The 12,550-nt window shown below is 61.6% G+C and carries 10 protein-coding genes; all 10 read right to left on the bottom strand.

Going from position 1 to position 12,550, the window contains the following annotated elements; genetic code table 11:
* Positions 1–69 precede the first annotated feature (69 nt).
* The 10 genes from C0058_RS25370 to arcA all read right to left on the bottom strand — a co-directional run bounded on the left by C0058_RS25370 (position 70) and on the right by arcA (position 12,549).
* A complete protein-coding gene (locus C0058_RS25370; protein ID WP_003220045.1) occupies positions 70–282 on the bottom strand; it encodes a cold-shock protein in 213 nt (70 codons plus the stop codon).
* A gap of 390 nt (positions 283–672) precedes the next feature.
* Positions 673–1,797 carry a glycine cleavage system aminomethyltransferase GcvT gene (gene gcvT, locus C0058_RS25365; RefSeq protein WP_003220046.1) on the bottom strand — a complete coding sequence of 375 codons (1,125 nt, stop codon included), beginning with the start codon at positions 1,795–1,797 and terminating at the stop codon, positions 673–675.
* A gap of 39 nt (positions 1,798–1,836) precedes the next feature.
* Positions 1,837–3,213, bottom strand: coding sequence for an L-serine ammonia-lyase (locus tag C0058_RS25360; protein ID WP_087692646.1), 1,377 nt, complete (start codon positions 3,211–3,213; stop codon positions 1,837–1,839).
* Between the two features lie 141 nt (positions 3,214–3,354).
* A complete protein-coding gene (gene gcvP / locus C0058_RS25350; protein WP_102369778.1) occupies positions 3,355–6,201 on the bottom strand; it encodes an aminomethyl-transferring glycine dehydrogenase in 2,847 nt (948 codons plus the stop codon).
* A gap of 10 nt (positions 6,202–6,211) precedes the next feature.
* Positions 6,212–6,595 (bottom strand): glycine cleavage system protein GcvH, encoded by a 384-nt coding sequence (gene gcvH / locus C0058_RS25345; RefSeq protein ID WP_102369777.1) that lies wholly within the window; start codon positions 6,593–6,595, stop codon positions 6,212–6,214.
* A 402-nt stretch (positions 6,596–6,997) separates the two neighbouring features.
* Positions 6,998–8,506, bottom strand: a complete 1,509-nt coding sequence (locus tag C0058_RS25340) for a sigma-54-dependent transcriptional regulator (RefSeq protein ID WP_102369776.1) — start codon at positions 8,504–8,506, stop codon at positions 6,998–7,000.
* 199 nt (positions 8,507–8,705) lie between these two features.
* The gene (locus C0058_RS25335) at positions 8,706–9,068 is read right to left on the bottom strand and encodes a DUF5064 family protein (protein ID WP_003220051.1); all 363 of its coding nucleotides are present in this window, start codon (positions 9,066–9,068) and stop codon (positions 8,706–8,708) included.
* An 18-nt stretch (positions 9,069–9,086) separates the two neighbouring features.
* Positions 9,087–10,016 (bottom strand): carbamate kinase, encoded by a 930-nt coding sequence (gene arcC / locus C0058_RS25330; RefSeq protein WP_102369775.1) that lies wholly within the window; start codon positions 10,014–10,016, stop codon positions 9,087–9,089.
* 196 nt (positions 10,017–10,212) lie between these two features.
* Positions 10,213–11,223, bottom strand: coding sequence for an ornithine carbamoyltransferase (locus C0058_RS25320; protein WP_003220053.1), 1,011 nt, complete (start codon positions 11,221–11,223; stop codon positions 10,213–10,215).
* Positions 11,224–11,292: 69 nt separating this feature from the next.
* A complete protein-coding gene (arcA, locus tag C0058_RS25315; protein WP_003220054.1) occupies positions 11,293–12,549 on the bottom strand; it encodes an arginine deiminase in 1,257 nt (418 codons plus the stop codon).
* Position 12,550: the final 1 nt, after the last annotated feature.

Genomic DNA, 12,550 nt, shown 5'->3' with positions numbered 1-12,550 from the left:
CATTTTACGGAAGAACGCCCATAAAAAAGCCCCTGATGTCATATCAGGGGCTTTTTGTCGCAGCAAGGATCAGCCTTCTGCTTGTACTTCGTCGGCTTGCATGCCTTTCTGGCCTTGCACCGCGATGAAGGTCACTTTCTGGCCTTCTTTCAGGCTTTTGAAGCCGTTGCCCTGAATAGCGCGGAAGTGGACGAACAGATCCGGACCGCTTTCTGGAGTGATAAAACCAAACCCTTTTTCGTCGTTAAACCACTTGACGGTACCGCTCTGACGATCAGCCATTTTCTTATTTCCTTGACGCAAAAAAATTAATGACAGCCCCTTTCACATGAAAGAGTACTGGGCTGGGTTGCAGGAAAGTAAGAGACGTCGAACGGGTTGTAGCAAACTTTGGCTACTGCCCAGGTCCAGGTTCAAAGCGACCCATGCAAACACAGTGGGCAAACTCTACGCCAACTAATACAGAAAAAACAAGCCCCGGCAAAACCCCAGGTTTTGCTCGGCCTCGTTACACTTCTGTCCACAATGTGGAACGCGTTTATTCGATAGAATTCGTCACTTGTTATAGGTGACTGAACATAACATTGACTATCGTCAATGCACTTTAATGTGGCGGTTGCGTTACAGATTAGTGCACGTTAACGCAACCGCGTTACTTATAGGAACAGTCAATCAACCACGGTAGTAACGTTGTGGTACGAATGGCATTTTACTTACACGTAGTGGCACCTTTTTCCCACGTACCAACGCAGATACTTCGGTATCCAGTGCGATGAAAGCGCTGTCCAGATAACCCATGGCCAGCGGGCCGCCCAGGCTCGGGCCAAAACCGCCGCTGCAGACGCTGCCGATCACGGTGCCGTGTTCGTCGACGATTTCTGCGCCTTCACGGACCGGCGTGCGTTCCTGTGGCAACAGGCCTACGCGTTTGCGGCTGACGCCGGTTTGTTGCTGGGTGAAGATCGCATCGGCGCCCGGGAAGCCACCGGCGCGTGCGCCATCAGCACGACGGGCCTTGGAAATTGCCCACAACAGGCTGGCTTCAATCGGCGTGGTCTCGGTGTTCATGTCATGGCCATAAAGGCACAGGCCGGCTTCCAGGCGCAGGGAGTCGCGGGCGCCCAGGCCGATGGCCTGTACTTCGGTTTCGGCCAGCAGGCTGCGGGCCAGGGCCTCGGCGTTCGCCGCCGGTACCGAGATTTCGAAGCCGTCTTCGCCGGTGTAGCCCGAGCGGCTGACGTAGCAGTCCACGCCCAGCAGGCGGGTCGGTGCGAATTGCATGAAGGTCATGTGCTTGACCTCCGGCGCCAGGCGCGCCAGCACGCTGACGGCAGCCGGGCCTTGCAGGGCCAGCAGGGCGCGTTCCTCGAACAGTGGTTCGATGGTGCACTGGTCACCGATGTGCTGGCGCAGGTGGGCCAGGTCCTGGTCCTTGCAGGCAGCGTTCACCACCAGGAACAGTTCGTCGTTACCCAGGTTGGCGACCATCAGGTCATCCAGGATGCCGCCTTGCTCGTTGGTGAACATCGCATAACGCTGCATGCCCACCGGCAGGTCGATGATGTCCACCGGCACCAGGGTTTCCAGGGCCTTGGCGGCACCGGCGCCGGTCAGGCGGATCTGGCCCATGTGCGACACATCGAACAACCCGGCTTGTTCACGGGTGTGCAGGTGTTCTTTCATCACGCCCAGCGGGTATTGCACCGGCATGTCGTAGCCGGCGAAGGGCACCATGCGCGCGCCCAGTTCGATGTGCAGGGCGTGCAACGGGGTTTTCAACAGGGTTTCGGTGGACATATTCAGCTCCTGAAAAACGTGCGGACGCGCTTATAGGCGTCAGCACTCGATAATGTTGACCGCCAAACCGCCACGGGCGGTTTCCTTGTATTTGCTTTTCATGTCGGCGCCGGTCTGGCGCATGGTGCGGATGACCTTGTCGAGGGACACGAAGTGTTGCCCGTCGCCGCGCAGGGCCATGCGCACCGCATTGATGGCCTTGACCGAACCCATGGCGTTGCGCTCGATGCAGGGCACCTGCACCAAGCCGCCGATGGGGTCGCAGGTCAGGCCGAGGTTGTGTTCCATGCCGATCTCGGCGGCGTTCTCCACCTGGGAAACTGTACCGCCCAACACTTCGCAAAGGGCGCCGGCGGCCATGGAACAGGCCACGCCGACTTCCCCCTGGCAGCCGACTTCGGCGCCGGAGATCGAGGCGTTTTCCTTGTACAGAATGCCGATGGCTGCGGCGGTGAGCAGGAAGCGCACCACTCCGTCTTCGCTGGCCCCCGGGATAAAGCGCATGTAGTAGTGCAACACCGCCGGCACAATCCCGGCCGCACCGTTGGTGGGCGCCGTCACCACGCGCCCGCCATTGGCGTTTTCTTCGTTGACCGCCAGGGCGTACAGGTTGACCCAGTCCAGCACCGACAACGGGTCGCGCAGCGCCGATTCCGGGTTCTTGCACAGTTGGCGATGCAACGCGGCGGCGCGGCGCTTGACCTTCAGGCCTCCGGGCAAAATCCCTTCGTTGCGACAGCCCGCGTCCACGCAGTCCTGCATCACCTGCCAGATCTTCAGCAGGCCGGCGCGGGTTTCCGCTTCCGGGCGCCAGGCGCTTTCATTGGTCAGCATCACCTGGCTGATGGACAGCCCATAGGTGGCGCAATGGCCGAGCAAGTCCTTGGCACTTTTGAACGGGAACGTCAGGGGCGTGGCGTCTTCGACAATCCGGTCGTGGCCGGCGGCGTCTTCATCCACCACAAACCCGCCGCCCACCGAGTAGTACTCGCGGCTGCGAATCTGCAAGCCGGCGGCGTCGAAGGCGCGGAAGATCATGCCGTTGGGATGATAGGGCAGGGGTTTGCGAATCATCGCCAGGTGTTCTTTCTCGTTGAACGCAATGCTGTGTTCGCCGAGCAGGTTCAAGCGTGCGTTGCCGCGAATTTCCAACAGGCGGGCGGCAACGGTTTCAGTGTTCACGGTGTCCGGGTGCTCGCCCTCCAGGCCCAATAATACGGCCTTGTCACTGCCGTGGCCTTTGCCGGTGGCGCCGAGTGAGCCGTAGAGCTCCACCTTGACGCAGGTGGTGGCGCCCAGCAGGTTGTCGCGCTTCAGTCCCTCGACGAATCGAGCGGCAGCGCGCATCGGGCCGACGGTGTGGGAGCTGGAGGGGCCGATGCCAATCTTGAACAGGTCGAACACGCTTAAAGACATGGTTGTTCTCCGGTTTCTTATTATTGATCGGATGTACGCGGTCCAATGTGGGAGCGGGCTTGCTCGCGAAAGCGGTGGGTCAGTCACCAGATGTATCAACTGACACTCCGCATTCGCGAGCAAGCCCGCTCCCACATCAGGTTACGCGTAGCTTTCGATCGACGGGCAAGCGCACACCAGGTTGCGATCGCCAAACACGTTGTCGACCCGGCCAACCGGCGGCCAGTACTTGGCTTCGATCAACGACGCCACCGGGTACACCGCTTGTTCACGGCTGTATGGGTGGCTCCATTCGCCAACCAGTTCCGCGGCAGTGTGTGGCGCGTTTTTCAGCGGGTTGTCGTCCTTGTCCAGCGAGCCATTTTCCACCGCGCGGATTTCTTCGCGGATGGCGATCATCGCGTCGCAGAAGCGGTCCAGTTCTTCCCGGGATTCGCTTTCGGTCGGCTCGATCATCAGGGTGCCGGCCACCGGGAACGACATGGTCGGCGCATGGAAACCAAAGTCGATCAGACGCTTGGCCACGTCATCCACGCTGATGCCGCTGCTGTCTTTCAACGGGCGCAGGTCGAGGATGCATTCGTGGGCCACCAGGCCGTTGCTGCCGGTGTACAGCACCGGGTAGTGCTCTTCCAGGCGACGGGAAATGTAGTTGGCATTCAAAATCGCCAACTGCGAAGCGCGCTTGAGGCCTGCGCCGCCCATCATGCTGATGTACATCCAGGTGATCGGCAGGATGCTCGCGCTGCCGAACGGTGCGGCGCAGACCGCGCCTTCCTTGCGTTCCATCGCGGCATGGCCGGGCAGGAACGGCGTCAGGTGGGATTTGACGCCAATCGGACCGACGCCCGGGCCGCCACCGCCGTGGGGAATGCAGAAGGTCTTGTGCAGGTTCAGGTGTGATACATCGCCGCCGAACTTGCCCGGGGCGCAGAGGCCGACCATCGCGTTCATGTTGGCGCCGTCGATGTACACCTGGCCGCCGTTGTCGTGAATGATCCCGCAGATTTCGCGGATGCCTTCTTCGAATACGCCGTGGGTGGACGGGTAGGTGATCATCAGCGCTGCGAGGTGCTCGCGGTGCTCGATGGCCTTGGCACGCAGGTCTTCGATGTCGACGTTACCGCGTGCATCGCAGGCGGTGACCACGACGCGCATGCCGGCCATGTTGGCGGTGGCCGGGTTGGTGCCGTGGGCCGACGACGGGATCAGGCAGATGTCGCGGCGTTCTTCGCCACGGCTCTGGTGATAGGCACGGATGGCCAGCAGGCCGGCGTATTCGCCCTGGGAACCGGCGTTCGGTTGCAGGGAAATCGCGTCGTAACCGGTGGCCGCGCAGAGCATGGCTTCCAGTTCGGTCGTCAGTTGCTGGTAGCCGGCGCTTTGCGAGGCCGGGGCGAACGGGTGCAGGGCACCGAACTCGGCCCAGGTCACCGGGATCATTTCGCTGGCGGCGTTGAGCTTCATGGTGCACGAGCCCAGCGGGATCATGGTGCGATCCAGGGCCAGGTCCTTGTCGGCCAGTTTGCGCAGGTAGCGCATCAGCTCGGTTTCGGAGTGGTAACGGTTGAACACCGGGTGGCTGAGAATCGGCGACTGGCGCAGCAGCGCGGCCGGCAGGGTGCTTTCAACGCTGGCAGCCAATGCGGCGAAGTCCGGCAGGGCTTTACCGCCGGCGAACACGCTCCACAGGGTTTCGATATCGGCTTGGGAGGTGGTTTCGTCCACCGACAGGCCAACGCGTTCGCCGTCGACCACACGCAGGTTGATGCGCTGGGCGCGAGCCTTGTCGTGCAGGGCAGCAGTTTGCGCGCCGGTCTTGATGGTCAGGGTGTCGAAGAAGTTGGCTTGTTCAACCGCCAGGCCCAATGCGCCCAAGCCTTTGGCGAAGATCGCGGTCAGGTGGTGAATGCGGTTGGCGATCTGGGTCAGGCCTTTCGGGCCGTGGTACACGGCATACATGCTGGCGATGTTGGCGAGCAATACCTGGGCGGTGCAGATGTTGCTGGTGGCCTTCTCGCGGCGGATATGTTGCTCGCGGGTCTGCATGGCCAGGCGCAGGGCCGGCTTGCCGAAACGGTCCACGGAGACGCCGACCAGGCGGCCCGGCATGTCGCGCTTGAACGCATCCTTGGTGGAGAAGTACGCCGCATGCGGGCCACCGAAGCCCAGCGGCACGCCGAAGCGTTGCGCGCTGCCGATGGCCACGTCGGCGCCGAACTCACCCGGCGGGGTCAGCAGGGTCAGGGCCAGCAGGTCGGCGGCCACGGCCACCAGTGCGTTGGCGGCGTGGAAGCGCTCAGTCAGCTCGCGGTAGTCGAACACGTCACCGTTGCTCGCCGGGTATTGCAGCAGGGCGCCGAAGAAGGCACTGACGTCGGTCAGTTCACGCTCGTCGCCCACCACCACGTCGATGCCCAGCGGCTCGGCACGGGTGCGCAATACGTCGAGGGTTTGCGGGTGGCTGTGCACGGAGGCGAAGAACGCGTTGCTGCCTTTGTTCTTGCTCAGGCGTTTGCAGAAGGTCATGGCTTCGGCAGCGGCGGTGGCTTCGTCCAACAGCGAGGCGTTGGCGATCGGCAGGCCGGTGAGGTCGCTGATCAGCGTCTGGAAGTTCAGCAGCGACTCCAGGCGGCCCTGGGAAATCTCCGGCTGATACGGCGTGTAGGCGGTGTACCAGGCCGGGTTTTCCAGCAGGTTGCGCAGGATCGGCGACGGTGTGTGGCAGTTGTAGTAGCCCTGGCCGATGTAGGTCTTGAACAGCTCGTTCTTGGCGGCAATCGCCTTGATCGAAGCCAGTGCGTCGGCTTCGCTCAGGCCGTCGCTCAGGCCCAGCACAGCGGTGCCCTTGATGCTTTCCGGGATCACGCTGGCGCTCAGGGCTTCCAGGGAATCAAAGCCCAGGGTGGCGAGCATGTGTTGCTCGTCGTCCTGGCGCGGGCCGATGTGGCGGGCGATGAATTCGTTGGCGGTGGTCAGATTAGTCATGGCGCGCTCCTCAGGCTTCAGCGTTGGCTTTGATCAGGCGGTCATACGCATCCTGATCCAACAGCTTAGCTACTGCGTCGGCATCAGCCGGTTTAAAGCGGAAGAACCAGCCTTCGCCCATCGGGTCTTCGTTGACCAGCTCGGGGCTGCCGTCCAGCTTTCCGTTTACTTCGAGGACTTCGCCGTCCAATGGCATGTATACGCCGCTGGCGGCCTTGACCGATTCAACGGTGGAGGCTTCTGCCCCTTTGTCGTAGGACTGCAGCTCAGGCAGTTGCACGAAAACCACATCACCCAGCGCGTTCTGCGCAAAAGCGGTAATGCCCACGGTCACGCTGCCGTCGGCTTCGGCGCGCAGCCATTCGTGATCTTCAGTAAAGCGCAACTCGCTCATGGAAACTCCTCAGGGCCAGATTCGTCTGGTGGACGGGATTGGAATAATGGGGAGTTGCTTAGCAAAATTGCGGCCAATGTTTTTTTATCGTTATAAAACAATTAGTTACTGATTATGGCGGGTGATGTTCGGAAGGTGGTTGTAGCGATATCGCTACAGCTGGACCGTTGAAAAAAAGACTATGAGGATCAAAGCCTTGCATGGCGACGCCTACGACGGTGTGTATCGATATCGTTCCACTGTAGCGCTTTCAGTACGGGCGGAGGTCGCTTTTGAGGGCGCCGTAGATCAAATGTGGGAGCGGGCTTGCTCGCGAAAGCGGTATGTCAGTGCCGAATGTATTGACTGACCCAACGCATTCGCGAGCAAGCCCGCTCCCACATGTTGATCGCGTTCAGTCAGTCAGGGCTTGCTGGGAATACCGTACTTGCGCAAGCGATGGGCAATGGCGGTGTGGGAGGTTTGCAGGCGGCTGGCCAGCTGGCGCGTGGACGGATAGCTGACATAGAGCTTCTCCAGCAACCCGCGCTCGAAATCCTCCACGGCCTGCTCCAGGCTGTCGACTTCACCATCGTTCTGCCGCGCCACCGAGGTGCCGGCGATGTCCAGGTCGCCGATGTCCACCAGGCTGCTTTCGCAAATGGCCGCGGCGCGGAAGATCACGTTCTGCAACTGGCGCACGTTGCCCGGCCAGCGGTTGCCCAGCAGCGCCGGGTAGGTGCCCGGCGCCAGGCGGCAGACCGGGCGCTGGATCTGCGCGCAGGCCTGCTGCATGAAGTAGCGGGCCAGCAGCAGGATGTCCTGGCCGCGCTCGCGCAGGGGCGGCACTTCGACGTTGAGCACGTTGAGGCGGTAGAACAGGTCTTCGCGGAAGGTGCCTTCGCTGACCATCTTTTCCAGGTCGCGGTGGGTGGCGCTGAGGATCCGCACATTGACCTTCACCTCACGGTCGCCGCCCACCCGGCGGAAGCTGCCGTCGTTGAGAAACCGCAGCAGCTTGGCCTGCAAGTACGGTGACATCTCGCCGATCTCGTCGAGGAACACCGTGCCCTGGTTCGCCAGTTCCATCAGCCCCGGCTTGCCGCCGCGCTGGGCACCGGTGAAGGCTCCGGGGGCGTAGCCGAACAGTTCGCTCTCGGCCAGGTTCTCCGGCAGCGCCGCGCAGTTCAGGGCCAGGAACGGCGCGCTGTGGCGCGCGCTGATGGCGTGGCAGGCACGGGCCACCAGCTCCTTGCCGGTGCCGGTCTCGCCCTGGATCAACAACGGTGCATCCAGCGCCGCCACCCGTTGCGCCCGCGCCTTGAGGGTGCGAATCGCCGGGGACTCGCCCAACAACGCGTCGAAACCTTCGGCGTGGTCATGGTGCAGCGCCGACAGTTGTTCGCCGATGCGGTTGGGTTGGTACAGGGTCAGCAGGGCGCCGGCGTCGGTGATCGGCGTGGCGTCCAGCAGCAGGGTCTGGCCGTTGACGCTGATTTCGCGCAGGGCCAGGCGAAAGCCGTGTTCCAGCAGGGTGGCCAGCAGGGTTGGGTCGTCGAACAGTTCGTTGATGCTTTCCCCGGCGGGTTCACGACCGTACAAGGCGATCAGCGCCGGGTTGGCCAGCAGGATCTTGCCGGCGCTGTCCAGGGCCAGTACCGGGTCGGTCATGGCGGCGAGCAGGGCATCGAGTTGCAGGTGCTGGCGCTGGCCGGGGAGGATGTCGACCACGGTCACGGCTTGCACGCCGCGCACGCTGAACAGTGCATCACGCAGCTCTTCCAGTACCTCGGCGCTTAGGGTCGGGGCGTCGATGTAGACGTTGGGCGGAACCATTTCCACCGCATCCAGGTTCAGATTGCGCCCACCGAGCAAGGCCAGGACTTCCTGGGTGATGCCGACGCGGTCGATGAAGCTGACGTGGATACGCATGGGGCTGTTTTTGGTTCTGGCGAGCGAGAGGTGGCAAGTATGCCTTGGAGAAGATAGAGATCAAAATGTGGGAGCGGGCTTGCTCGCGAATGCGGTGTGTCAGTCACCGGATGTATTAGCTGATACACCGCATTCGCGAGCAAGTCGAATCGTCGCACCGCCGCTCCCACATTTGATGGTTGGTGCCTGGGAAATCGGGTTATTCGAGGTGTTCGGGTTTGACCGGATCCCCAGGCTTCACATCCAGCTGATGCCGCACATCTTCAAACATCAAATCGTACTGCTTGTGCATCTGGCCATTGAGCACGGCAATCTTCGGCATGCCGTACTTCTGCGCGATGTTCATCGCCTGCCGGGCGAAGTCGAACGACTGGTCCTTGGGCAGGAAGAACTCTTCCTTGAGCTCCTTGCCCTGCACCGTGCCGTGCATCTTGAAGAGCATTCCCTTGCCTTCCTTTGGGTCCTGGCTGACTTCGTAGTCGATGCACAGGTTGTAGCTGTAGTCATCCTTGTTCAGCGCGTGGCGTTCGATGTGCAGGTGACCAGGTTCAAAGGTAGCCATAGGCGTTTCTCCTCTACTTCACAGGTAGGTGATGCCAGGTTTTGCGGTACTGATGCGGGTGCCGGCGCTGCCCTGGACGATCGCTTCGATGTCCGAGAGTGAACCGATCACTGCGGTTTTTCCAGTCTGGCGGGCGAACTCGCAGGCGGCCTGGACCTTGGGCCCCATGGAGCCGGCGGCGAAGCCGAGCTTTTCGATTTCGTCCGGGTGTGCCTGGCCGATGGCTTTCTGGGTGGGCTTGCCGAAGTCGATAAAGGTGGCATTGACGTCGGTGGCAATCACCAGCAAATCGGCGTCCAGTTGCCCGGCCAGCAACGAGGAGCACAGGTCTTTGTCGATCACGGCTTCAATGCCCTTGAGCTTGCCGTCTTCGCCATACATCGTCGGAATCCCGCCGCCGCCGGCGCAGATCACGATGCTGCCTTTTTCCAGCAACCACTGGATCGGGCGGATTTCAAAGATCCGCTTTGGCCGTGGGCTGGCCACCACGCGGCGATACTTGTCGCCATCGGGGGCAATCGCCCAGCCTTTTTCAGCGGCCAGTTTTTCCGCTTCGGCTTTGGAGTACACCGGGCCGATGGGTTTGGTCGGGTTCTGGAAGGCCGGGTCCTTGGCGTCGACTTCGACCTGGGTCAGCAGCGTGGCGAACGGCACTTCGAAGTCCAGCAGGTTGCCCAGTTCCTGTTCGATGATGTAGCCGATCATGCCTTCGGTTTCGGCTCCCAACACATCCAGCGGGTAAGGTGAAACCTGGGTGTAGGCGGCAGCCTGCAGCGACAGCAGGCCCACTTGCGGGCCATTGCCGTGGGCAATCACCAGCTCGTTGCCTTTGTGGATCTTGGCGATCTGTTCGGTGGCGATACGGATATTGGCCCGTTGATTGTCTGCGTTCATGGGTTCACCACGGCGCAGAAGGGCGTTGCCGCCCAGTGCAACGACGATACGCATAATTCAATCCTTCTAAAATTCGGCCTTGTGAACACAGGACAAAATTTGGGAGCGGGCTTGTGTGGGAGCCGGGCTTGCCCGCGATGGCATCACCTCGGTGCATCTGAAATACCGAGGCGTCTGCATCGCAGGCAAGCCAGCTCCCACAAAAGCACTCCCACATTGACTGTGTTTCGACAGTGGGAGCGGTATTGGTTTAGATATCCGCCAGCGCCGACACCAGGATCGCCTTGATGGTGTGCATGCGGTTTTCCGCCTGTTCAAAGGCAATGTTGGCCGGCGACTCAAACACCTCTTCGGTCACTTCCACGCCATTGGCCAGGTTCGGATAACGCGCGGCGATGTCCTTGCCGACCTTGGTTTCACTGTTGTGGAACGCCGGCAGGCAGTGCATGAATTTCACCCGTGGGTTGCCCGAGGCCTTCATCATCTTGGCGTTGACCTGGTACGGCAGCAGTTGCTCGATGCGCTCGTCCCACGCTTCCACGGGTTCGCCCATGGACACCCAGATATCGGTGTGGATGAAGTCCACGCCTTTCACCGCTTCCTTCGGGTCTTCGGTGATGGTGATGCGCGCGCCACTTTCCTCGGCGAATGCCTGGCACTGCTTGATGAAATCAGCATGGGGCCACAGGGCTTTCGGTGCGCCGATGCGCACGTCCATGCCCAGCTTGGCGCCAATCATCAGCAGCGAGTTGCCCATGTTGTAGCGGGCGTCGCCCAGGTAGGCGTAGCTGATGTCATGCAGCGGCTTGTCGCTGTGCTCGCGCATGGTCAGGGTGTCGGCGATCATTTGGGTGGGGTGGAATTCAGCGGTCAGGCCGTTGAACACCGGCACACCGGCGAACTTGGCCAGTTCTTCGACGATTTCCTGTTCAAAGCCACGGTACTCGATGGCATCGAACATCCGGCCGAGGACGCGGGCGGTGTCTTTCATGCTTTCTTTGTGGCCGATCTGCGACGACACCGGGTCGATGTAGGTGACGTGGGCACCCTGGTCGTGGGCCGCGACTTCGAACGCGCAACGGGTGCGGGTCGAGGTTTTTTCGAAGATCAGCGCGATGTTTTTGCCCTTCAGGTGCGGACGCTCGGTGCCGGTGTATTTGGCGCGCTTGAGGTCGCGGGACAGGTCCAGCAGGTAGTGCAGCTCGCGAGTGGTGTGGTGCATCAGCGACAGCAGGCTGCGGTTGCGCATATTAAAAGCCATGGTGGATCTCCTTCTGTTTAGGTTATCCCCCTGGCCGGCGCCTTATGAGCGGCGGCCAGGGTTTGAATATCAGTAGTCGATTGGGTCGCGAATGATCGGGCAGGTCATGCAGTGGCCGCCGCCACGGCCACGGCCGAGTTCACCGGCGCTGATGGTGATGACTTCCACACCGGCCTTGCGCAGCAAGGTGTTGGTGTAGGTGTTGCGGTCGTAGCCGATCACCACGCCAGGCTCCACGGCCACTACGTTGTTGCCGTCATCCCACTGCTCGCGCTCGGCGGCGAAGCTGTTGCCGCCGGTTTCCACCACACGCAGGGCCTTGAGGTTCAGGGCGGCGGCGACGGTGTCGAGGAAGTTGGTTTTTTCGCGCTGGATGTCGATGCCGCCGGGCTTGGTCTCGTCCGGGCGCAGGGTGAAAGCGACGATCTGGTTGACCACTTCCGGGAAGATCGTGACCAGGTCGCGGTCGCAGAAGCTGAATACGGTGTCGAGGTGCATCGCCGCGCGGGATTTCGGCAGGCCGGCGACGATCACACGCTCCACGGCCTTGTGCTTGAACAGGTTCAGGGCGAGTTGGCCGATGGCCTGGCGCGAGGAACGCTCGCCCATGCCGATCAACACCACGCCGTTACCAATCGGCATCACGTCGCCGCCTTCCAGGGTGGCGTTGCCGTGTTCCTGGTCAGGGTCGCCGTACCACACCTGGAAGTCCGCGTTGGTGAACTCGGGGTGGAATTTGTAGATGGCGCTGGCCAGCAGGGTTTCCTGGCGTCGCGCCGGCCAGTACATCGGGTTCAGCGTCACGCCACCGTAGATCCAGCAGGTGGTGTCGCGGGTGAACTGGGTGTTGGGCAGCGGCGGCAGGATGAAGCTTGAGTGGCCGAGGAAATCGCGGAACATCTCGATGGTCTTGCCACCGAAACTGCTCGGCAGGTCATCGGCCGACACGCCACCGATCAGGTACTCGGCGACCTTGCGCGGCTCCAGGCTGCGCAGCCACGAGCTGACCTCATTGACCAGCCCCAGGCCCACCTGGTTGGCGGTGATCTTGCGCTCCAGGATCCAGTCCAGCGCTTCGGGGATGGCGACGATGTCGGTCAGCAGGTTGTGCATTTCCAGCACATCGATGTCGCGCTCGCGCATCTTGGTCACGAAGTCGAAGTGGTCGCGCTTGGCCTGGGCTACCCACAGCACGTCATCGAACAGCAGTTCATCGCAGTTGTTTGGGGTCAGCCGCTGGTGGGCCAAACCTGGGGAGCACACCATGACTTTGCGCAGTTTGCCGGCTTCGGAATGTACGCCGTACTTCACTTTTTCCGTGGTCATT

This window comes from Pseudomonas sp. NC02 (genome assembly GCF_002874965.1).
In the GTDB taxonomy this organism is placed as follows: Bacteria; Pseudomonadota; Gammaproteobacteria; order Pseudomonadales; family Pseudomonadaceae; genus Aquipseudomonas.
This window is presented reverse-complemented; position numbering and strand designations above follow the sequence as displayed.